Here is a 22,431-nt window from a genome sequence, read left to right on the forward strand (position 1 = left end):
CTGCTCAATCTGAACCACTGGGAGAGTGAACTAAAGAACGCTTTTGACGACTCTTGCCTGCTCAATCTGAACCACTGGGAGAGTGAACTAAAGAACGCTTTTGACGACTCTTGCCTGCTCAATCTGAACCACTGGGAGAATGAACAAAAGGGTACAGCGAGGTTGGGGGTTGATGAGAATACGTGAAAAAGTGTCGAGATACGTTAAACGGAAGCGTGAAAACTCTATGGATCAGGCTGCAAATTTTGGCTAGGGAAAGCCAGTGACAATATATTTTCTCGCTACAAAAAACTCCCCACGTTTCAACCTAATAAAGGCGAACATGAGGAGTTAAAATAAAGTATTACATGAGCTTGCTACCGCTATTCACATGTAACAGATGGCTTTGAACCTTTCCAGATCACATTCTCACCGTAGTTTTTGCCCCAGTCATACATCATCCGCAATACCGGCATCAGACTTTGACCGTGTTCGGTAAGAGAATATTCTACTTTGGGAGGGACCTCCGGGTAGACCTTTCTGGAGATCAATTGGTCTTCCTCCAATTCTCGAAGCTGGTTCGTCAGCATTTTCTGCGTAATATGCGGGATCAAATTCTTCAACTCGCTGAACCGCTTCGTGCCCTCAAGCCCAAGATGCCATAATATAATCAGCTTCCATTTGCCCCCGATGACGGCCAAGGTAAGTTCTTTTTCACAATTGATTTCCTTGAGATTAATGCGGTCTTTAATTACTGTTGCCATTCGTACCGGCCCCTCCTTTCTGTAGAATACTATAACACGAAGTGTTTATTCTCATGTATAGCTGAGGTTCGAGATTCTGACATGCTCTGCCCTATGGCTGTCGATCTTGAGGAGCGACTCTATTCCAGATTGGCGTGTCTGCCGTACATCCGGTCAGAATCCAGTCCCCGTTTATCCATCATTCGGAGAATAACCGCGTCATAAAACACCAACAATGTCTGCTCGAATAATGACGCCATAGGCTGAATGGTGGCATAGCTGCCATTTGCTTTATCCTTCGGTGCCCCTGGCAGCATAACGGCTACATCCGATAATCTGCCGATTGTCGACTCTGGATTAATCGTGACGGTAACAACCGATGCCCCCAAGCTCTTCGCTTTCTGGGCCATCGGAATTAAGCTTTTCGTTTCCCCTGAACCCGAGCTGATGATGAGGACATCATCCTTGGATATGCCGGGAGTTACCGTTTCTCCGACCACATATGCATTCATCCCCGAATGCATAAGGCGCATCGCGAAAGCCCGTCCCATTAAACCCGATCTTCCGGCGCCTGCCAGAAACACCTGCTTCGACTGCAAAATGATATCGGCCAATTGCTCAGCTTCTTCTTCCGCGATCCGTTCTACCGCGTGATGCAGTTCCTGTACGATCTCTGCTGCATATTTTACCGTTTCCATAGCAATCAGGCCTGTCTAACCAATTTCTGCATTTCGGCTGCTGTCGCTTTTTTATCTCCCTGACCGGTGATACCTCCGCCTACAATGACGAGGTCTGGATTGGCCTTAATGACTTCTGGCAGCGTACTCAGCTTAATGCCGCCCGCAATAGCCGTTTTCGCATGCTTGACCACGCGTTTGATGGCCGTCAGCTCCTCGAAGGAGTTTTTGCCTGCCGCTTGGTGGTCATAACCGGAATGGACGCAGATGTAATCAACGCCAAGCGCGTCGATCTCCTTCGCTCTTTCCTCGATGTCCTTCACGTTGATCATGTCCACCATAATCTTTTTGTTTTGCTTCTTGGCTTCCTCAACCGCGCCTTTGATTGTCGAGTCGTCTGATACGCCCAGAACAGTAATGATATCCGCTCCTGCTTCGGACGCCTTCATGACCTCATATCCGCCTGCATCCATAATTTTCAGATCGGCCAGCACGCGCAAGGACGGGAACGCTTCTTTCATTTCCTTGACCGCTCTCAGCCCTTCGTTAATGACGACCGGTGTTCCGATTTCGACGATATCTATATGCTCTGCAACCTCTGCTACCAACTGCTTGGCTTCAGGAATGTTTACCAGATCCAATGCCAATTGAAGTTCCATTATTGTGCCACTCCTTTTGCATGTCAATTTATTATGAATTACACGCTCATTGTAGAGCCTTACTGTCAATTTAGGAAGTAGGCACTTTCAAGTGAGGTAGTTACTTAGAGGATACTATTGCAGGTTGATCAGAAAGATCGCCATCCATATTGTAAGCCATAATATAATAAGTTAAATCGTCGGCCAACGGTTGAACGCTCAACGTTTTCATTCCATAGTGGCTATAAATTTGTTCGTTTTTTTGGCTGTCCGTTTCCAAAATACAGGGTATATTTTTCTCATCCGCCTGTCCCATCACAAACTCCATCAATTGCCGCATATACCCCTTATGCCTGTACTGTTCCTGCACCACAATCATAAATACAAAAAGGTAATCTTTTTCGCCCTTGACAAAGCTTTCTGCTCTTTTCAATTTAGAAAACTGTTTTGCAATTTTCAAGAAACTGCTAACTGAAATCACTTTTGCCAGCTTAAGCAGCTTCAGCTTTTCCGATAGCTTTAATTCGTTGCTTTTTGTCCAAAATCCGCAAATCCCCTCATAATTTTCTGAGGTCGCGTAGGCCATTTCGTTTTCGATCAATATCTGAAGGTTGAGATTAAAAAAATGAGTCAACACATATTTTCTTTGTTCAGGACTATCTCCCCAACAATAAAATCCGGCGTTATCTTTAAATCCATCCGCAATCTTTTCGGCGAGCCCATATATCTGTAGCTCTGTTAATCCTTTTATCTGTATCATCATACCACTCCTTTTCAACATGATCCCGATAATGCTGCCTATGGCAAAAACAATGAAGTCAAAAACCTCATGCGGGGCTTCGAGACCAGCATCGCAACAATTACAGAACGCACACGCCCTAATTGTTGCATATCACCGTCGCCCTGGCAAGAAAAAGCCGCTTTGTTCCTATGATGGAATAAAGCGGCAATTTATGTTATCCTTTTACGATCTCAATTTTGCGGACGCGGTGTTTATCCTTTTCTAGAATGGTGAACTGTACACCATCGATTTGGTACTGACTTCCCTTCCTGCTGTCGGGAATGCGATCGTATAGCCAGCCCCCAATCGTATCGATATCTTCGCTCTCGATATCGGTTCCGAGCATGTTGTTGATGTCGGAGAGCAGAACTTTACCGTCCACGATAATCTGGTCTTCCGTAATATATTCAATGTCAGCCTTCTCCTCGGCATCGAATTCATCCCGGATATCACCGACGATTTCCTCCAAAATGTCTTCAATCGTAACCATGCCCGATGTACCGCCGAATTCGTCAATGAGAATCGCAATATGCACGCGCTCCTGCTGCATCCGCTTCAAAAGTTGCTTCACCGGAATTGCCTCTGACACGCTCAGGACGGGATGCATCACTTCTGATAACGGAGCATCGGCAATCTCTTCGAACTGGAGAAACAATTGTTTCGTGTTGACCATACCGACTACATGGTCCTTACTGTCCTGGATAACTGGATAACGCGTATATTGTTCCCGTTTGATCGTCGAGATGCTGTCCTGCACCGTATCTATCACTTCGAGACAAACCATATCCGTACGGGGAACCATAATATCCTTGGCATGCAATTCGTCGAAGGCAAAGATCCGGCTCACATAACCGTACTCCGTATTGTTGATCTTACCGCTCTCGTAGCTCTCGTTCAGAATGATCTGCAGCTCTTCTTCGGAGTGTGCTTCTTCATGCTCCTTCGCAGGCTTGAGACCGAACAAGCGGATGATGGCGTTCGCCGACCCGTTCAACATCCATATAAACGGATACATCAGTTTGTAAAACCAAATAATCGGCTTCACAAACAACACGCTGATTGCTTCCGCCTTCTGTATCGCAAGCGTCTTGGGCGCAAGCTCGCCGACGACTACGTGCAGGAACGTAATGACGATGAACGCGATAGCAAATGAAAGCACAGAGCTCACTTGCTCAGGAAGCGCAAAATAGTTAAAGAGCGGATGCAGCACCTTCTCCATCGTCGGTTCTCCCAACCATCCTAGTCCCAGTGCGGTAATCGTAATGCCCAACTGGCAGGCGGACAAATATCCGTCCAAGTTACTGGTGACCTGCTTGACGGCAAGCGCGTTCCTGCGTCCTTCAATAACCATCTGATCCACTCGGCTGGATCGGATTTTAATAATGGCGAATTCTGTTGCGACAAAGAAACCGGTTAATAATATCAAGATAGCAAACAAGAAAAAACTGACACCTGTAGACAAATTTAATTTCTCCTTTATCATTTCGAGTTCATCTGAACTTATTATAAGAACTTATAACTAAGAAAACAAAGGGAGTATCCAGTCGTTTTGGGTCAAATCTGACTTCATGAGTTCAATCCACTGACGAAACCGAGTTCTCTTATTTATTTTTCAGCTTTGACTTTCAATTCGATAAAATCTTATGATAGGCTTATTGCAATTTCAAAATAATCAGGTGGTTAAAAGATGGATAGCTTCGTCATTACACGCAAAAAAATGTCTGAACTTCTCATGGCTCTGCAACCTGCTGACAATACAGCAAGGGAGCAATCTCCAGCACCGCAAGCGATACTGCAAAAGGCATGGGAGGAATTCCAACAGCAGCTGAGCGGTCTCGACATAACCGCTTCTCCTATGCTGTCTGCAACATTACCGCCCATTTATGAAAAGTTACTGCGTGGGCGCTCCCATAAAGAGGGGCTGTCCCTGAATGAAATCGCAGCTCTCGGAAACCAAGTAGAGTATTCCAACTTTTCGATCACATCCATACAGAATTGGGTCAAGCGTGACATTAAAGACTTTATAGGCTCCCCCCGGCTTGGCAAGAAGTATTCACTGCAGCAAGCCGCCCTCATTCTTATTGTAGAGGATCTACGGGCAACCCTTCATTTTGATTCGATACGAAGCTTGCTAGCGCTGCTATTTATGAACCCGGAGCAGGATGAGGATGACGTGATTCATCCGCTTGATTTCTATGCTGCCTACGCCACACTCTACGAAGAGCTCGATCGGAACAACGACCAAGTGCTTGACGTTCACGGACACGACCCGCTGCGGCTGCGTCATGACCATATGCTGGAGCTGATTATCTCCAATAAGACGGATGATCACATGAGCAAGCTGGCGCCGCAATCTCACTGCCACCGTACTCTTATCCGCAATGCGCTTGTCATTGCGATCACTTCCGTGCAGACGACTTATTTTCAATATTTGGCCAAAAAGTATATGAACGCCACATTGCTGTCTTGCCAAACCAGCCGAAAGAATGAATGAGCTGCAGCCCACATGGTGGAGAGACAAGCCTGTTAATCATAACGGAAAATATGGAAAAAGGTGAATCAGGGACATCCCTGATTCACCTTTTTTTCATTAGCGGCAAGCTGCACTCTGCTTCATGCAGCTTGATAATAATAGAGCCCTTGTTCAGTTGATTTGGTATGTAGCGGTGATGTGATTAATCGTATACGAAGAAGGGGCGGCAAATTGAACATAAAGATAGCCGTCTTCCGTGGCAGTGAATATTCTTCCAACGTTGCTATTGAAAAAGGTCCCTAGATGATTGCTTGAATCATACACCGAATAGTAGGCATAGCTGCCTTGGGCAAAAATAGTAAGTTGCTGGCCTTTCTTTAAATAAATCCCTTCCAGCGCACTGATTTCATTCGGCCGCAGCGCATAGTACTTGGTAAATTGTTGGGCTTTCTGAACCGCCGATTCGGAAGGTACGACAGGGGAAGCATACGCCGGCGAAGCTGCAGCCAGAACGGCCAGCGCTGACAGGGAAATAAGTAATTTCTTCATTTTGAATCACTCCTTAGGTTTTTGTATTTGATGCAATATTCTGGAAGTTGTCTCTTCTTAAATATAACAAAAATATAATATCTTGTAAACAGTAAATTCCTATCTTTTTTATAGGAATTATAGACGGAATTCGCCTTGTCTCACAACTCTTTCAATAGAGCGAATAAAAAGAGAGGCTTTCCAATAGGTCATTTAGACCTATTTGGACGAGCCTCTCTTTTGGTTCAGATAACAAGGGGGCAAAATATTAGGAAGGCAGCTTACTTTGCTATAGGCAATCCTTCCTCACGCCATCGCACAATACCCCCTTGCAGGTTCATGATGTTCGTGATGCCGTGCGCCTGCAGAATACCAGCCGCAATTGCGGAGCGCATCCCCGTCCGGCATTGGACGAGCACCGGCTTGTCGGCAGGCACCTCGTGAATGCGCTGCGGCAGCGTTCCGAGCAGGATGTGCCGCGCGCCCGGAATTCGGCCTTCCTCCCACTCCGCGCCGGAGCGCACGTCCACGACCACCACCTCCCCTTCACTTACCTTGCCGGCAATGTCCGCAGGAGTTACCTCGGGGTACGATTGCAAGCCCGCCACTCCCGACTGGGCACCGCTCCACATCGCCGAAGCTTCTATCGTTCCAGCGATTCGATCGATGCCGATGGCCCGCATATCACGGACGATCCCAGGCAGTTGATCCGCTTCCCCCATGACGTACAGTGGCCGCTCGTCATCGACTAGCCACCCGGCCCATGACGTAAAGGAGCGGTTGTAGGGCAGATTGATCGTCCCCTCCACGTGGCCGGCCGCAAACGCCGGTGAAGTTCTCGTGTCGATGACGGTCGCACCTCTTTGCACGAGGCTGCCTACAACCGCAACAACCGTCCCTTCGATCCACTCCGGTGCGGGAAGATCCGCGAGCAGCGCAGGCCCTTCCCGGTTCACCTGCTTCATGCGCGGAAAATAGGTCGGCGGCTCAGGCTGCCCGGCCAACAGGGCGTCCACAAATGATGGCTCATCGTTGAAGGACAACGCCCAATTGAACCTCTTTTCGTATCCGACCGTCGAGGACGGAACAGCGCCGAGCGCCTTGCCGCACGCGCTGCCAGCCCCATGTGCCGGCCATATCTGCACGTACTCGTCCAGCCGCTTGAAGCGCTGTAGGGATTGGAACATCAGCCGCGCTCCCTCCATGGCCGTGCCTGCCAAGCCTACCGCTTTCTCCAGCAGATCCGGCCGGCCGACATCGCCGACGAACACGAAATCGCCCGTGAAGATACCTATCGGGCGATCAGCGCCCCCGCCCCGGTCAGTCAATAGGAACGATACGCTCTCAGGTGTATGCCCTGGCGTATGCAGCACTTCGAACTCAAGTCTGCCTATGTTGAATCGATCTCCGTCCTTCACAAGGCAGTGCTTCAACTGATGCCCGTTCTCTTCACTCACGTAAGCATAGGACCAATCCGGTCCGCCTTCGCCCGACACGTACAGCGTTGCTTTGTGCTTTGCCCCCATTTCGCGGGCGCCCGATACGAAATCGGCGTGAATATGGGTCTCCGCCGCAGCGACGACCGTTAGCCCTTCCGCCTGGGCTGTCTTCAAATACGGGGTGACGTCGCGAGCCGGGTCGATGACGATTGCTTCCCCCGTCGCTTGGCAGCCCACAAGATACGACGCATGGGCCAGCTTCTCATCGTAGAAATAACGCAGCAGCATGGATGCCGCTCTCCCCTTTCTCTGGTACAGTTATTAGTCGAGATACCTGTCTCATTACCGCCACCTACATGCGTCCCTTCAGCATGCCGTGCCAATACAGCTTCGGCAGCAGGCTCTTCTTCAGCACATACATGCTATAACGCTCCTTCGATTGGTCGAACGGGAACGTCTCACGCGGGGACAGATCGTAATCGAACTCCGCCAAAATGAGCCGGTTGTATCCCGTCACGAGCGGACAGGACGTATATCCGTCGTAGCTCGCATCTAGCGGCTGTCCCGCCAGCACGTTCAACACATTACAGGCCGCTACAGGCGCCTGCTTGCGGATGGCGGCGCCGGTCTTCGAGGTAGGCAGATTGCTGCAGTCCCCCAAGGCGAACACGTTCGCGAACCGGACATGCTGCATCGTGTGCTTGTCGACCTCCGTCCACCCACCCGCGTCTGCGAGCGGACTGTCCCGGATGAAGGCCGGGGAGGACATTGGCGGGACGACATGAATCATGCCGTATTGAATCGTCTCCCGCTCCTTCGTGTCCGTATGCTCGAACACGGCTTCCCGCCGGCTCGCGATGAGCTCCACCAGATTGCGCTTATACTTCGCTGTAATGCTTCTCCGTTCCACGACCTGGTTGAGCGCTTCGGCATACTTCGGAACGGCGAAGATGGTTGCATTGCCCGAAGCGAAGACGATGTCAGTCTTCTCTCTGACACCCGACCGGCGGAACGCATCGTCGGCCAGGTACATAATCTTCTGCGGCGCACCCCCGCACTTGATCGGCGTGTTCGGCTGCGTGAAGATGGCGGTGCCGCCCCGGAATTCGCGGATGGACTTCCAAGTACTGTCCACGTAGTTGTAATCATAATTACTGCAGACGCCGCCGTGCCCGATGCTCTCCTTCAAGCCCTTAATCCGGTCCCAATCAATCTGGATGCCCGCCGCAACGACGAGGACATCGTATCGGACTTCGGTTCCAGCCCCGGTAACGAAGCGGTTCTCATCCGGATGGAAGCGCACGACTGCTTCCTGCAGCCAGTCGGCGCCCTTCGGGATAAGCGATTTCTGGTTGCGCTCCGTCATCTCCTTGCGGACGATCCCGCCGCCGACGAGCGTCCACAACGGCTGATAATAGTGCTTGGTCTGCGGATCGACAAGTGCGACTGAACCGTGAAGCCCTTTCGATGCGCGCAGCAAGCGGGCTGCAACCGACAATCCGGCGCTGCCCGCCCCGACGATGGCGACGGCATAGTGAAGTTGTCTCGGCATCACTTGCCCTCCTCTGCTCCCAAATGCTGCTAGCCTGCTTCAGGATGGATAATGAATCGATAAGACGTAATCATGCATTCCACTGTAAGAAAATGTGCGCAAGCAAAGTGTTATTGCACCAATGGTCAAATTATATGGCTGGAATCCGGTTCCTATGATTGCACGGCAAAAAAGCAATTCCGCTCCCGTTGCCCGGCAGCCGGAATTGCTAGTCGTCCTTACCCATTTCGACTACTCGTACAGCGCCTCCTCGCACGCTATCCCCGCTTCGCTGATAGGGCCCGTCGAACGGGTCATCGACGTCAGCCCCTGCCAGCGTCTGGAGACGAACACGAGCAGCAGCATCGTCAACATGACTCCGACGAAGAGCCACAGCACGGTCTGCACCGGCCATACATCCATCATCCATCCGACGGCAATCGGCATGAGCGAGCCGCCAAGCCCGTTGGCAGCCAGCAGGATGCTTGTCGTCCGCTCCGTCATGCCAGGCAGCGCCTGGTTGGCATAGATAAGCATGACCGCGAACATGCCCGCCATCCCGAGCCCGAGCAGGAAGCTGATAGCGAAGCCGCCCCATGCCTGCGTGCTGAACGGCAACAGAAGCAGCACAAGCAAGCTCCCCGAAGTGGTCAGCCAGAGGAAGCGGTAATACGTCAGCTTCTCCGCGAGCACGCCGCACAACGCCCGCCCTATAACCATCGCGAGCCAGTAGACGGTAACGGTCAGCGTCGCTTGGGAGCTGGCGATGCCCCATTTTTCGATAAAAATAGACGGGAAGAAATGAACAACGGATACTTCGCTTCCCCCGTAAAGCATGAAAAATGCGGCACACAGCACAAGAAACGGCAGGCCCTTGCCAGTATACGCAGTCGGCTTCGTCTCTCGGTTGCCCCGTTCCACCGTGCGGGTCAGCATTGCATCGATATTGCCGAACGACAGCCTCTGCCACCCGATGACCGTCACCAGCGCGCACACGCCCAGCAGCAGGAACGAGTAGGCCCATATGCCGCGCGCAATCAAGAAACTCGCCACGAACGGAATCGTCAAAGCGCCGATGCCGAAAGTCACCTCCAGCTTGCTCATGGCGACGGCCTGCCGTTCCTTAACGGCCACGAGAATAATCGTGCCTATGCATGATTCCACCAGCCCTGCTCCGGCACCGGCCAGTCCGGCCAGCAGAACGACGACCGGCCAAGGCGGAAGGAAGAACAGCAGCAGTTCAACGCTGATAAGGAGAAGCCCCAGCATGACGCCCCGTTTGCGGCTGAACCTGCGGGAGACGGCCGGCATGCCGAGCACGCCGATGAGCATCCCGATGAACTGCACGAATATAAGCACCCCGCCATCGGTGTAGTTCAACCCATAGTGGGCGAGCAGCTCGGGAAGGACGGCACCCATAATAACGAGCGTCACGCCAGTTACGACGTACGATAGACAGCCCATCCAAATGAGCCGATTAATCATGCCGCTCACCTCCGTCCGCTACCACCAGTTCCACGCCGACCTCGTGCAGCTGCCGTTTCCATTCCTCGTCCGGTTCCCGGTTCGTAATGATAAGGTCGATGTCCTCTAATCCGGTCACACGGTGAAACATCGTTTTGCCGAACTTGGAATGGTCGGCCAGCACGATGACTTGATCGGCCTTCCGTATGACTTGACGGATGAGATAGCTCTCCTCCTCGAAGTCTGTCGTCAGGCCGCCCAGCGAAAGGCCGCACGTGCCGAGAAACGCCTTATCGAGGTGGTAGTCGGACATCATTTCGATGGCACGGGCGCCATAAACCATGCGCTGTCCGTTATACAGCAGACCGCCGAGCAGATGAATCCGCGCTTCGTCCTTTGACGCCAGCATGCCGGCCATGTCGATGGAATTGGTAACGACGACGTTCCGCTTGGTCGTCATATATTCCCCTACATAACGAACGGTCGTGGAAGAGTCGACGTACAGGTAATCCTCATCATGAAGCAAGGAGGCAGCCAAGCGGCCGATCGCCTGCTTGGACGTCGTCTCCTTCTGCAGACGCTGCTCATAGTTCGGCATTTCCTTCGATATCGTCGGCAGGATGGCTCCGCCGCGGGTGCGGACGATGCAACCCCGTTCTTCCAGCTTGATGATGTCCCGTCTGGCCGTATCGCGCGACACGCTCAGCAGCTCGCAGATTTCGTCGACTTCTATGCGCTTATTGACCTGCAAATGTTGCAGAATAGCGACGAGCCGTTCCTCTTGAAACATGCCTTTCTCTCCCATCAATTAAGTTAATTTAAGTATTAATAAGTTATACTAAGCAATAATAAGTGATAGTAATGATTATAAGTAAGAACCGGCAGCTGTCAAGAGGCGAAATGTTCTAGGATGATGGTATGCGCACATGACTAAATATTGTTGCGATTGTTGCATAACCATGACTTAACCAAACTCAGCGCAATACATTAATGCGGTGAATAAACAAAGAAAACAAATAAAAAATAGCCTGTTGAGATTTCTCAACAGGCTAAGACGGCGCACATCGTGCAGCGTCCCTTCACATTATTCGGGCGGGAGAATCGCGGTATCGACTTCCTGCTGCAATCGTTCGTCCGCAATGACGATCGTGAGGTCGCAGAACGGTGGAAGTTCTGGTGAACGCAGCAGCAGCGCCAGCATCTCCCCCGCGTCATGACGAAGCTTCTCCAGATGAATGCCCATTATGTATTCAGGATGCAAGCTCAGCTTGTCAAGGGCTGCTTCAAGCAGCTTAATGGCACCCCGATGATTGCCATTCTGAAAATGATACAGCCCGACAGCTATCTGCAGAAGCCCCTGCAGCAACGGCTTGCGCCCTTCCTCCAGCCACAGTTCCTCCATGACATCGTGACAAGCGTAGTAGTCCCGCTTTTCATTGAACAGCTTGATGAACTGGACATACAAGCAGTCATATGCGATTAACGGCTCATCTGCCATTTCGCTCATTCAATCGGATCTCCGTTCTTCTTCGCCCGTTGCATTTCAGCGATAATATCCTCTTCCAGCCGCTTGAGCTCGTCTATATCGTTCCGCTCCCACACCTCATTGAAACGATTTTGAAGCTGGATCGCCTCGGAGATTCGATGATAGTAATACAGCTCTTGAATAAATGCCAAACAGTTATGCACAATTTTGGACTTGTCTTCAAAGCTGCTCTGCGCGACCAGAATTTCCTGTCTGATGCTGGACATTTCATTATCGAGAATAAATGCGGCTTCGGCTGCCGTCTTCAACCGGTCGCGGACATCGTCCGGCAGGCTGTCCTTATATTTATAATTAAGCGAATGTTCAATCGTAGCCCAGAAGTTCATGGCTAGCGTTCGAATCTGAATTTCTGCCAGCACGACTTTTTGGCCGAGCGCCGTTTGCACGGGATATTCTACAATCATATGAAAGCTGCGGTACCCGCTTTCTTTGTAATTCGTAATATAATCTTTCTCGTAAAGAACGTTCATATCTTTGCGGTGGCGGATAAACTCAGCCACTCGATGTATATCATCAACGAATTGACACATAATGCGTATACCAGCAATATCTTCAATCCCCCGCTCCAACTCTTCAAGTGGAACGTTCAATCGCTTCGCCTTGTCAAGTATGCTGGAGATACGTTTAATGCGTCCAGTCACAAATTCAATCGGTGAGTACTCCTCACGTTTTTTCAATTCAGAGCGCATCGTCTTGAATTTGACCTTAAGTTCTTCGACGGCCTGTTCATAAGGCAGCAAAAATTTTCCCCAATCTCTTCCGTCCATGTGAACGCCTCCTGTCCATTCCACCCGTTACTTTATGTTATAGGCGATGTCTATGACTAGCTTGCAGAAGTCTATGCCCCGTTCAACGATGATTCGCGCCGACAGCCTCGGAAATATGCTGAAACCCGTCCTGCGCCAGCAGCCGCTTAAGCCCCGATGCCAATTCCCGATTAATACCCGGTCCTCTATATATGAGCCCTGTATATATTTCCACCAGACTAGCCCCAGCCCGAATCTTGCGGTAAGCATCCTCAGCGGTGAAGACCCCGCCAGAGCCGATAATCGGTATCGATCCGTTCGTCATTTGATACAATTGTGAAATCACTTCGGTAGACCGTTCCGCCAGCGGCCTGCCGCTTAAGCCCCCCGTCTCCAATCGGTGCACATGGGAAGCCCCCATGCGTGACAACGTCGTATTGGTAGCTATAATACCGGATACGCCACTATTCACAATTGTCTCGGTCATATGCTCCAGCTCGCTGTCGGACACATCCGGAGCAATTTTTACGAGGACGGCCTTGCTGCGGCCACGTGCCGAATTCTGCTCATTCATTTCTGTCACAACCGCCTGCAGCAGCGCTTTTAGTTCATCTCCATGCTGCAAATTGCGTAGATCCGGGGTATTCGGAGAACTGATGTTCACGACGAATAAATCCGCAACGTCATATAAAGCCCGGACACACTTCAAATAGTCTTCATGTGCCTCCTCATTCGGAGTCACTTTATTTTTACCGATATTCACCCATATCGGAATTGGTCTTGCCGTTAAGGAAGAGAGGCGCGCGCGCATCGCGTTCGCTCCTTCGTTATTAAAGCCCATGCGATTAATGAGTGCCTCATCCGGAGGCAGTCGGAACATGCGCGGCTTGTCGTTGCCCGGCTGTCCTTGCGGCGTCACCGTTCCTACCTCCATGAACCCGAAACCGATGGTAGAAAATCCGCGCACGGCTTCCGCGTTCTTATCGAGTCCGGCCGCAAGTCCGATCGGGCTGTCGAAGGTTAAGCCGAACAAGGAACTCGTCAAGGCAGGGTCCGGCTTGATACCGTACATTCCCCGCATCAGGGCAAGCCCTCCCGGTATTTTAGCGGCCTTTGACATTCCTCCGATGACAAGATGATGCGCTTGTTCAGGATCCATTTTGAAAAATAACGGTTTAGCAATAGTGCGATACAACAAAGGTTCCACTCCGTTCATTATGCCATACATTCAAGCCATGGTACTGACAGCATGCGTGAAGTTACCATACCGCAGAAGATGCGCCTCTCATTTTTCCCAAATGGTGGTATATGTATACATAGCTTCTAGCGGCATTAGGCTCTATGAAATAGTTTAAAGCTTTCTTCCTAAAAAGAAAAGTCTGTATTGTCCCTAAGACATGTCTGGCCTTTTGCTTAGAAACCGATTACAATACAACTATAGATAGGGTTACTACGATGAAAGGTGATGACCTATGGCAACGAAACGAAAACCTCCAACAATACCGACCAAATCAAATGAAGTAATGAACAAGAAAGCTCTGTATTGGCTCGGGGGAGTTCTGGTGCTTATTGTCATTATCGTCTCAATTTTACTTTTTACGAATGGATAATTTAATACAACGAACGGACAAAGAGCCAGGTTCCAAGTTTCCTTGTGGACCCGGCTCTTTCACATTCTTACTTCTTAATCCAACCAACGGTAAATCTTCTTCGGGTTGTCCTGCTTCGGCGTTAAATCCAAGCGATAGCGCTTCTCTGTGTCAGGCACGATTGGCTGCTCCGGAAGCAGATCCGTTCCAATGCTTACCTCCGTACCGATAGGAACCATATCGAATAACTCCTCAACATCTTCACGCAGCATGCGAATGCATCCTAGAGATCTGTCCTTACCGATGCTATCTGGCTCATTCGTACCATGTATGGCATATAACGAGTCGGATAACGTCATGCCGCGGCTTCCGAAGTCACCGGTAGAAGAACCGTTCGGATCCACAACTTTTTCTGTAATTTGGAACCGCCCTTCCGGCGTCCGCTTTCCTCCAAGCCCAACTTTATAATTGCGAACGATAATGTTCCCACTCACGACCGCCAATCGATGGCGCTTCTTGTCTACTACGATGCGCAACGGCTCCCGGAAAGGATCAGATTGGTCGCTCCATACCCGCTTCAACGCGTGTTCCTTTGCTGCTTTCGGGTCCGCCTTCTTCCCTTGCACCCCGTCCTTGTATTGCTTATATACGCTGTCATATGCCGTTTCGACTTCCGTTGACGTACCAGACACCACATTGGAAGGATAGCCTTTAGCAAGCTTCCCCCACTCGTTCGGAGAGGTTCCGTGACGGCGAACCATAGCGGTCAATGCCGACTTGGCAACTAACCGCTGTTCGCTGGCTTGTATCCAACCGCTCACAAATGAACTTGCCTGCTCCTGCTCCTCGCCACAATTGCATTTAGGATCCTGGAGCGGCGTGACCATAATGTGATTCATTTCCTCGCTTGACTCAGCCTGAAGAATCGCATGGAGCGAGTGCGACCATAGCCACCACGAATCATAAGTTGGGATATTCACAAGGTATTTCTTCCACTCTCCATCAACGGAAGTTCCGAATACCCGCTTCACCGCAGCGGCATACGCGCCATCATCCGAAGCCGGAACCAGAAAGGCTTGCTGTGCCGCTTCATTGGATTCACCGTTGGATATTGCGGCAGCCTTAGATTTCCCGACGCGCTTGTCAGAGGGGGCCTGCTCTCCGGCTGCCTTCATCGGCCAAGACGGTGCCGATGCTTGTCCGCCCGGTATGGCTCCTATCATAATGAAAAACAAGAGTACAAATAGAATTAGACGCACCAGACTGCGGCGAGAACGGCGGAGTTTCTCCTGCTCTTCGCGCTTTTTAGCCCATTCCTCGACGGTCTCGGAAGGGAGCGGCACATTTTCGAATGCTTTGTAAATCTCGCCTGCTTGATTGTAGCAGTAATTGGCTTTGCCTTGCTCACCGGAGCGCTCGTACTGTTTGCCCAACAAGTACCACGCCATACGGTTATCCGGATGCGCCTCGATGTACTGTTTCATATAGGCTTGGTCTTTCTCGGTCCATTGCGGATGCTTCGCGTCTGATTCCGGCGGCACTTCGCTCCCCTCCTTCTATTGTCTGCTTGCTAACGACGCGGCGGAAAATGTGATCCCGTTGCTGCGTAGCGTACATAGATCTGATCGCGAATAACAACCGCTCGCGCTTCAGTAATCCATTGAACATGAAATCCGAATTGTTCGGCGACAAACCGTACGGGAACGACGATATGGCCCTCATGAACGAACGGGGCATCCTGCAATTGCAATTCCGATACCGTTCCGTGTTCCCGTCGCACTGCCTGCTTGCTCCCTGCTTTCATCTCGAATTCTATCTCTCCGAACGAGAAACGAACCTGACCGTCTGCTGACCATTCTGTCTTGTAACCAAGAGTATCCGCCACCACACGCAATGGCAGAAACGTGCGGCCGTTCTGAATGACGGGTGCTGCATCCGTCTTGATTAATCGCCGATTATAGACAAGCTGAATATCTTTGTCCTTTACGCCAAGCTCTCTGCCCGAAGGAATGACACCTTGCGGGAGCTCGTAGCGGCGAATGAGGCGGATTGCGTTGTTAAAGGCATCCGCTACAGCAATCGTGCCGTTCGGCAGCACGGCGACCGCTGCCGGTTCGTGGAATTCGGCGAATGAGGCCACCCCATCCGCATCCCCGCTTTGTTCCGCTTGCCCACTCAGCGTGCACACACTTCCCTTATACACATAACGGATCTCGTGATTCCAACGATCCGCCACAACAACACCGCCTTCATCCGTGAGCGCGATTCCTGTTGGGCCGTTGAAGAGCGCTTCGCTCGCCTTTCCATCCCGGTAGCCACCCGCCGCATATAAAGACGCATTAGGAAAATGCTTGGAATAGTTGGCGGTTGAACTGTTCCCAGCAAGCGTAGTAACGCTTTGCTTCGCTACGTCAATGAGGCGGATCCGATGATTGCCCGTATCGGCTACAATCAGTTGACCGTCGGCGTTCATAACAAGACTGCTTGGTTCATTGAATCGGGCCTGCGCAAGCGCTCCGTCGAGATAATCCCCAGCTGCAGCTACCGCACCTGGTGAATACTCCACTATCCGCTCCGAGCGCGCATTCAAGGTGCTGACGTTCCCCTTCGGATCGATGCGGCGGATAACGTGATTCAGAGTATCTGCCACATACAGCGTACCGTCATTGGCTGCGACGATGGAGCGAGGCTGATTGAAGCGTGCTGACGTCCCTGATCCATCACGCCAACCCGCCACTCCGTCTCCGGCTGCAGTCGTAACACGGCCATCCCGGTCAAGCTTACGAATAACATGATTTGCTGAATCTGCGATATACAGGTTTCCCGCTTTATCCTTCGCCATACCGACAGGTTCATTGAACATCGCCTGTGAGGCGCCCCCGTCACGTAAGCCCCCCTTCGGTATTGTGTCGGCGCTGGTATGAGCTACCGTCCCCGCAACCGTACGGACTTGACCTCCTTCATTCACCTTCCGCAGGCGATGATTACGTGTATCTGCTATGAGAAGCGAACCGTCTGGCTCGGCCATCAGTCCGGTAGGGAAGCGGAATTCAGCCTCTCCTTTCAGACCATCCTTCCAACCCGATACACCTGTTCCGGCCCAATGAACGACCTCATACCACTGTGGTCCCGTCTTCCACCACTTCCAATTCACCGCTGGCGTTTCAAAACGTTCCATCGATTTGTCGTCCCATTTTGCCGTCGAACGCTGGTTCAAGTCTGTAGTTGCCCCTAATGCGTATCCCGTACTTTCGATACTCATACCGAGAACAGATACTGCTAGCAGTATAGTCATACAGTAACAGCAGCTAAATTTACTGTGTTTTGGATTCATCCGTGATTATCCCTCCATTGTTACGGATTCACCTTGATTTCAAGCGGCTTGTCCATCGTGTTTACTTCTAGTAGAGTTCCGGTCGCATTATAGAAGCGGACCTCAGACAGCTTCAGAGACATCGTGCCGCTGCCGCCTGCTATATAGGGCAGACTAAGGATTTGATCATCGCTTTCAAGCGATACCGCATCCGGTGTCGTTATGATTAATCGGTACACGAACCGGTTACCCGCAAGCGTTATTGAATCTACGCTGTTGCTCTTGTCATAATCGTCAGGATGATGAGCGATTTCGAATTTGCTTCCGCCATGACGATAGCGCGCTTTATTATCATTCAATTCCACAGTATCCAACGTGCCTCCGGATACTTCCACCGTGAACTCCACAGCGACTACATCCAACTTCGCCGTCAATCGCTTCAGCACCGTATCAACAACAACCCTGCTGTTGGGTGCTGTGTGATCGACACCACTGGCAAGCTCCAATACATGAGCTTGGGGCTGCGGATCTGGATCTGGGTTCGGATCGGGTTTTGGTTTTGGTTTTGGGTCTGGGTCTGGCTTTGGATCCGGATCTGGCTTCGGATCGGGTTTAGGATCCGGGTTCGGAGTAATCACTCCCCCGCTTCCATTTCCCGAAGAACTGTCTGTTGTCGGTGACTCCAATCGGCATACCGCATTCTCATATGCATTCTCGCAAACTTCTAATCGGGCATGCTTCAAATCATGCTCGAACCGTTTCCGATCTGACGGACTTAAAGCATCGGCATACTTCTGCTCTACCTGCTCCTGAACGTGACGGTCCATTTTCTGCTGTTCAGCCGAGATCTGATATGCAGCATCAGCATCATAAGTAGATGTTATCTGCTGATGCTGATCATTAATCCACTGCTTGAGGCGCTTCAGAACCCATTGCTGCTGCTGCCGCTCGTTGTCATTGAGCTGCAGCGCCGCCTTCTGCCATGGAATCCGGCTCGCATCTGCTTCCTGCCGAGTAAGCATGCCAGAATCTACTGCAGCATGCACTAGAGCGGCTAAGTACGCCTTCATATTGTGTGCGACGCGAATTTCATAGCCTTGTTCGCTCTCTGAAGCTTGATTGTTCAATCTTTCGCCGCCTAATTCACTGAACGATTTCAATATTTCGCACGACACGTTCACTGAACCAGAGGAATCCACTGTACATCCAGCGGCTTGCCAAGCCTGCACATATTGCTCGTTCTCCTTGGCGGCTTCCGCATAACCAGCGACCATCGCTCGCAGAACGGCCAGATCGAGATCGGCAAGCAGCGCTTTGATATTGGCATATCCGTACAGAACCTCTATGCCATGCCCCCCCGCCGGCAGGAACGTGGCGCTTTGCGCCGGGTATACGAATTGATGCTCTAGCGTAATAAGCGCCGTATCACCCTTTGCATCCCTTTTCGCTGTCTTGTCTTGGTTATTCACCTGTTCTAACGTGCTTGTTCTATCACCTGCCGGGCGATCATTCCCGCCAATCTCGGTTGCAGCCGAGTATTCCGCTTGAACAACACCTGCTGTAACGTGCAGCTGCGTCCATCCTAACCGGGGATGCACATAGACGCCGAATTGCGTTCCACGTACGGCCATAACGGCCGTCGGCGTCTCTAACTCAAAGCGATCATCCGCTCCCGTTATCGATTTCACCTTAGCGAACACCGAACCGGCCAATACACCGATTCGTGTCTTCACCCCATCCTTATCACTAAGCTCCGTGAAGCTGACATCCGCATCAGCGCCAATAGTCAGCTCATCCTCCTCGTCATTGCCTGCCAATTGCAGCACGACACGCGATTTCGGTCCGGTTTCGATACGGTCCCCTTGGTTGATGCTCATTTTCTTAAATACTTGAAGCGGCTTGCTCCCGCCAGATTTCGAGACGGTCACGCTCCCTGTCCATTCTTTCACCACCGCAACCCGAACCGCTTTATCTGCGGCTTTCGCCACACCGGGACCGATGAAGGTGACAAATAAGAAGACGAACGCCAGACTCAACGCTGCAATTCGTTTCACTTTCATCCTCCTCTCCTTTACATATCGGACATTTTGAACATCTCCGTCATATGTGTGTTCTTCTTTTCATGAAAATGTAAAAAAGTCTCCTGATCCTATCCATCTGTTTCTGTGATCGTAAAAAATTCCATTTATAAAATTTTTAACCACGTGAGTCATGATCTTCCAAAAAATGCGTTTACCGACTCAACTATAAAAGTTGAACTAAACAATTTGCATCTAAAAATTTTTCAGTTATTAAATCGAAATTGGACGACATCCATACTCACCCAATCTATCTCCTCCGCTAAGAGAAAAAGCAAGTTTACAGCCTTAACCCTATTTTCCTTTTCTCATCTTACATTGGATTATGTACAGTGAACCAGCATGATATATCACTTCATGGCAGGCTTCATTTGAATTTTCCCGATGGTTTGGCACTCATCGACAGCAATCGCTGTAAAGCAGCAAGTTTCCATTGGACAGAATACAGTCCACATGCCGTTTAGCCGTCCATCCGTACATTTTACTGTATGCTTTCCAATGGGGCTTCCTCGACTACGGATCGAGGAGAACAATTTAGTTTACCTCATACAGCAGCAAGCGGACTTACAATTATTTTGATATAAGCTCATACACCATGACGGCTTCCGCCTTGCCTTTCAACCGAAGCGGCCCGATCGATTGGGTCTCGAACGCATCTTGAATGCGTCGGTTCGCTTCTTCACCAACCAGCACTTGTCCCGGCTTCGCCTGCGACTCCAACCGTGCCGCTACATTGACGGTGTCGCCAATCGCCGTGTAGTCAAGCCGCAACGTCTCCGAACCGACATTGCCGACCACCGCCTCTCCGCTTTGGATACCGATACCAAAACGTACAGATACATCAAGCTCTGCAGATAGCTTACGGTACAGATCTTCCGAGCGGTGCTGCAACTCCATGGCCGCACGTGCAGCGTGCTCTGCATGTCGATCCAATGTGTGTGGGGCGCCAAATATAGCCATCACTCCGTCACCAATGAACTTATCGAGAGTGCCATGATGCTGAAAAATGGTCTCCGCACACAAGTGTAAATATTGGTTCAGCACTTGGATCGTCCGTTCCGGCTCCAGCCGCTCGGACAGCGGAGTAAATCCGCGGATATCAATGAACATAACCGTAATGTCGCACTTCGTGCCCCCCGCCCGAATCGGAACATTGGATTGCAGCAGTTCCGTCACGACAGCCGGAGAAACGTAGCGTCCGAACAATTCTTCCACTTGTTGGCGCGCACGCCTGTCCTCCCGGCTGCGGTACGCTATAACTAAGATATAGGCCGCGGACATACCGATAACTTCCGTTAAATACGGAATAAATACCGCCCCAATACTATATATCCCGACCCATATGAGAGTGTAACCGACGACCATGCTCAATCCGCACAGAGCTCCACGCACGCCGCGAATCCGATACGCGCACCAAGCGGCCGCAGAGATGCCCGTAATTAAGGCGAACACGCTCCATCCGAAGGGAGCTTCTTTATAGAACCGTCCTTCCACCAAAGATTGAATCATGTTAGCGTGAATTTCCACGCCATAAAGCGTCATCGAACGGCTCAGCGGAGTCATATGACGGTCGCTGAGTGAAGTCGCATAAGGGCCGATCAGTACAATCGTGTCCTTATAATAAGCAGGATCTACAATTCCAGACAGCACATCACAGAATGATTGCCGGTCATACCCGTTCATCGCTTCTTCCCCGTATCCATAAGGTGATGAGAAGAAATCGATGGCAACTTGGTGGCGGTTGTCTGTCGGAATTCGTTCCCTCCCCTGGTACCACCCACTGTCATTAGGGTCCCAACGAATCTGCTGATCCTTCGGCAAGAGCCGGTTGGCCATAAGTATGTCGAGCGACGGGAGCATCATCCCCTGCTCGTCAGGCAGTCCCAAGCTCATATTGCGGATAACGCCGTCGGAATCCGGAAGCACGTTCACATGCCCGAGTTGTCCTGGATCAATCTGAATGGAAGGGGCGGGCCGATCGACGCGCTCCACGACAAGCGATTGGCCATCCGGCTGGAGCGAGCGCAGCGTCACTTGCACAGGCAAGTAGATGTGTGCATATTTGCTCAATTGTTCGGATAAGGCGCGATCGTCTTCCACTTCTTCGGATGGATCAATCAGCAGCAGATCCAACGCGACCGCCCGAGCGCCGGCTTGCATAAGTTCGCCTACAAGCTCGGCATACACCGCTCGCGGCCAAGGAAACGGTCCCAATTGTTGCAATGACGCTTCATCAATAGCAATAATCTTGATTCTGTCGTCGGGGATCTGCTCTTCGACACTCTTCGTACGCAAGGCGTCCCGAAACGCATGCTCCACCATTTGGAACACGCCGCCATTGCCGTAGCTGTACAAGTACGCCGTAATCATGCTCAAGACGCCAACGATTAGCATCGGTACAGCTATTTTTTTCATTCGCTTCTCCTTTACAACATGAACCACACCTACAACGTAATACTGATAGAATGATATAGTCATTTCGTTTGATCACAATCTATCTCATTGTAGAACGAGGAGCGCATCGTTGGCAATTTCCAGCTGTAAAAAAATAAAAACCCCGCGAATCCGCGGGGATGCTGTAGGTTCTCTCTATAAATGATTCGTGCAGCAGGTTAGTTAAAAGGTGCGTCCGCAATCTTGATAGAATCTGTTGGGCAGCCGTCTGCAGCATCCTGCAGATCGTCGAACAGATCTTCCGGAATATCGGTTACCCCTTGGTTGTTGTCGCCGTCATAAATGACTTCCGCAATTCCTTCATCATCGTAGTCATAAATATCTGGTGCCGTTGCGCCGCAAGCTCCACATGCGATACAAGTGTCTTTATCAACCCAAGTGTATTTTGCCATCGGTTTAGTTCCCTCCTGTAAAAGTACAGATCTTCTTGGTTCCTCCGTTATCAATATAAT

Annotated in this window: 20 protein-coding genes; 2 read left to right on the plus strand and 18 right to left on the minus strand. The window is 50.9% G+C overall.

Annotated features, from left to right (window positions below; translation table 11 throughout):
- The coding region (locus LQV63_RS16830; RefSeq protein ID WP_233697601.1) for a hypothetical protein at window positions 1-186 on the plus strand (186 nt) is incomplete at its 5' end.
- A gap of 176 nt (window positions 187-362) precedes the next feature.
- Here the strand turns inward: LQV63_RS16830 and LQV63_RS16835 are convergent.
- From LQV63_RS16835 to LQV63_RS16855, 5 genes are all read right to left on the minus strand, one after another.
- Window positions 363-743 carry a winged helix-turn-helix transcriptional regulator gene (locus LQV63_RS16835; protein WP_019424312.1) on the minus strand — a complete coding sequence of 127 codons (381 nt, stop codon included), beginning with the start codon at window positions 741-743 and terminating at the stop codon, window positions 363-365.
- Between the two features lie 119 nt (window positions 744-862).
- Window positions 863-1,420 carry a 6-phospho-3-hexuloisomerase gene (hxlB, locus tag LQV63_RS16840; protein WP_233697602.1) on the minus strand — a complete coding sequence of 186 codons (558 nt, stop codon included), beginning with the start codon at window positions 1,418-1,420 and terminating at the stop codon, window positions 863-865.
- A 5-nt stretch (window positions 1,421-1,425) separates the two neighbouring features.
- A complete protein-coding gene (hxlA, locus tag LQV63_RS16845; RefSeq protein ID WP_019424310.1) occupies window positions 1,426-2,058 on the minus strand; it encodes a 3-hexulose-6-phosphate synthase in 633 nt (210 codons plus the stop codon).
- A 100-nt stretch (window positions 2,059-2,158) separates the two neighbouring features.
- On the minus strand, window positions 2,159-2,800 hold the full coding sequence (locus LQV63_RS16850) for a GNAT family N-acetyltransferase (RefSeq protein ID WP_233697603.1): 642 nt from the start codon (window positions 2,798-2,800) through the stop codon (window positions 2,159-2,161).
- A 193-nt stretch (window positions 2,801-2,993) separates the two neighbouring features.
- Window positions 2,994-4,280, minus strand: coding sequence for a hemolysin family protein (locus LQV63_RS16855; protein WP_019424308.1), 1,287 nt, complete (start codon window positions 4,278-4,280; stop codon window positions 2,994-2,996).
- A gap of 225 nt (window positions 4,281-4,505) precedes the next feature.
- Between LQV63_RS16855 and LQV63_RS16860 the strand changes: the two genes are divergently transcribed.
- Window positions 4,506-5,312, plus strand: a complete 807-nt coding sequence (locus tag LQV63_RS16860; RefSeq protein WP_233697604.1) for a DUF1836 domain-containing protein — start codon at window positions 4,506-4,508, stop codon at window positions 5,310-5,312.
- Window positions 5,313-5,462: 150 nt separating this feature from the next.
- Here LQV63_RS16860 and LQV63_RS16865 read toward each other — a convergent pair whose 3' ends face one another.
- The 13 genes from LQV63_RS16865 to LQV63_RS16925 form a co-directional block, all read right to left on the minus strand.
- Window positions 5,463-5,840, minus strand: a complete 378-nt coding sequence (locus tag LQV63_RS16865) for a hypothetical protein (protein WP_019424306.1) — start codon at window positions 5,838-5,840, stop codon at window positions 5,463-5,465.
- A 260-nt stretch (window positions 5,841-6,100) separates the two neighbouring features.
- A complete protein-coding gene (locus tag LQV63_RS16870; RefSeq protein ID WP_233697605.1) occupies window positions 6,101-7,546 on the minus strand; it encodes an MBL fold metallo-hydrolase in 1,446 nt (481 codons plus the stop codon).
- A 64-nt stretch (window positions 7,547-7,610) separates the two neighbouring features.
- On the minus strand, window positions 7,611-8,810 hold the full coding sequence (locus LQV63_RS16875; protein ID WP_233697606.1) for an FAD/NAD(P)-binding oxidoreductase: 1,200 nt from the start codon (window positions 8,808-8,810) through the stop codon (window positions 7,611-7,613).
- Between the two features lie 231 nt (window positions 8,811-9,041).
- Window positions 9,042-10,274 (minus strand): MFS transporter, encoded by a 1,233-nt coding sequence (locus LQV63_RS16880; protein WP_233697607.1) that lies wholly within the window; start codon window positions 10,272-10,274, stop codon window positions 9,042-9,044.
- Window positions 10,267-11,043, minus strand: a complete 777-nt coding sequence (locus LQV63_RS16885; RefSeq protein WP_233697608.1) for a DeoR/GlpR family DNA-binding transcription regulator — start codon at window positions 11,041-11,043, stop codon at window positions 10,267-10,269. Before LQV63_RS16885 ends, LQV63_RS16880 begins: the two co-directional genes overlap by 8 nt.
- Window positions 11,044-11,337: 294 nt before the next feature.
- Window positions 11,338-11,760: a DUF309 domain-containing protein gene (locus tag LQV63_RS16890; RefSeq protein ID WP_233697609.1), complete on the minus strand. Its 423-nt coding sequence runs from the start codon at window positions 11,758-11,760 to the stop codon at window positions 11,338-11,340.
- Window positions 11,757-12,566, minus strand: coding sequence for a GTP pyrophosphokinase (locus tag LQV63_RS16895; RefSeq protein ID WP_019424300.1), 810 nt, complete (start codon window positions 12,564-12,566; stop codon window positions 11,757-11,759). The genes LQV63_RS16890 and LQV63_RS16895 overlap by 4 nt, the downstream gene beginning before the upstream one ends.
- A gap of 82 nt (window positions 12,567-12,648) precedes the next feature.
- Entirely contained in the window at window positions 12,649-13,743 is a 1,095-nt protein-coding gene (locus LQV63_RS16900) for a quinone-dependent dihydroorotate dehydrogenase (RefSeq protein WP_019424299.1), read from the minus strand.
- A gap of 486 nt (window positions 13,744-14,229) precedes the next feature.
- A complete protein-coding gene (locus LQV63_RS16905) occupies window positions 14,230-15,675 on the minus strand; it encodes a L,D-transpeptidase family protein (protein WP_233697610.1) in 1,446 nt (481 codons plus the stop codon).
- A gap of 29 nt (window positions 15,676-15,704) precedes the next feature.
- Window positions 15,705-17,351 carry a stalk domain-containing protein gene (locus LQV63_RS16910; RefSeq protein ID WP_233697611.1) on the minus strand — a complete coding sequence of 549 codons (1,647 nt, stop codon included), beginning with the start codon at window positions 17,349-17,351 and terminating at the stop codon, window positions 15,705-15,707.
- Window positions 17,352-17,488: 137 nt separating this feature from the next.
- Complete coding sequence (locus tag LQV63_RS16915) at window positions 17,489-19,507, minus strand: FecR family protein (RefSeq protein ID WP_407672935.1); 2,019 nt, start codon at window positions 19,505-19,507, stop codon at window positions 17,489-17,491.
- A gap of 588 nt (window positions 19,508-20,095) precedes the next feature.
- Window positions 20,096-21,940 carry a CHASE2 domain-containing protein gene (locus LQV63_RS16920; protein ID WP_233697613.1) on the minus strand — a complete coding sequence of 615 codons (1,845 nt, stop codon included), beginning with the start codon at window positions 21,938-21,940 and terminating at the stop codon, window positions 20,096-20,098.
- A gap of 197 nt (window positions 21,941-22,137) precedes the next feature.
- Window positions 22,138-22,371, minus strand: coding sequence for a ferredoxin (locus LQV63_RS16925; protein ID WP_019424294.1), 234 nt, complete (start codon window positions 22,369-22,371; stop codon window positions 22,138-22,140).
- Window positions 22,372-22,431: the final 60 nt, after the last annotated feature.

The organism is Paenibacillus profundus (genome assembly GCF_021369635.1).
Taxonomy (GTDB): Bacteria; Bacillota; Bacilli; order Paenibacillales; family Paenibacillaceae; genus Paenibacillus_B; species Paenibacillus_B profundus.

Coding starts and splice junctions, on each gene's coding strand:
- hxlA (WP_019424310.1), bottom strand. CDS start 2,058: ATGGAACTTCAATTGGCATTGGATCTGGTAAACATTCCTGAAGCCAAG.
- LQV63_RS16850 (WP_233697603.1), bottom strand. CDS start 2,800: ATGATGATACAGATAAAAGGATTAACAGAGCTACAGATATATGGGCTC.
- hxlB (WP_233697602.1), bottom strand. CDS start 1,420: ATGGAAACGGTAAAATATGCAGCAGAGATCGTACAGGAACTGCATCAC.
- LQV63_RS16915 (WP_407672935.1), bottom strand. CDS start 19,507: ATGAAAGTGAAACGAATTGCAGCGTTGAGTCTGGCGTTCGTCTTCTTA.
- LQV63_RS16925 (WP_019424294.1), bottom strand. CDS start 22,371: ATGGCAAAATACACTTGGGTTGATAAAGACACTTGTATCGCATGTGGA.
- LQV63_RS16895 (WP_019424300.1), bottom strand. CDS start 12,566: ATGGACGGAAGAGATTGGGGAAAATTTTTGCTGCCTTATGAACAGGCC.
- LQV63_RS16880 (WP_233697607.1), bottom strand. CDS start 10,274: ATGATTAATCGGCTCATTTGGATGGGCTGTCTATCGTACGTCGTAACT.
- LQV63_RS16860 (WP_233697604.1), top strand. CDS start 4,506: ATGGATAGCTTCGTCATTACACGCAAAAAAATGTCTGAACTTCTCATG.
- LQV63_RS16890 (WP_233697609.1), bottom strand. CDS start 11,760: ATGAGCGAAATGGCAGATGAGCCGTTAATCGCATATGACTGCTTGTAT.
- LQV63_RS16920 (WP_233697613.1), bottom strand. CDS start 21,940: ATGAAAAAAATAGCTGTACCGATGCTAATCGTTGGCGTCTTGAGCATG.
- LQV63_RS16870 (WP_233697605.1), bottom strand. CDS start 7,546: ATGCTGCTGCGTTATTTCTACGATGAGAAGCTGGCCCATGCGTCGTAT.
- LQV63_RS16865 (WP_019424306.1), bottom strand. CDS start 5,840: ATGAAGAAATTACTTATTTCCCTGTCAGCGCTGGCCGTTCTGGCTGCA.
- LQV63_RS16885 (WP_233697608.1), bottom strand. CDS start 11,043: ATGTTTCAAGAGGAACGGCTCGTCGCTATTCTGCAACATTTGCAGGTC.
- LQV63_RS16875 (WP_233697606.1), bottom strand. CDS start 8,810: ATGCCGAGACAACTTCACTATGCCGTCGCCATCGTCGGGGCGGGCAGC.
- LQV63_RS16835 (WP_019424312.1), bottom strand. CDS start 743: ATGGCAACAGTAATTAAAGACCGCATTAATCTCAAGGAAATCAATTGT.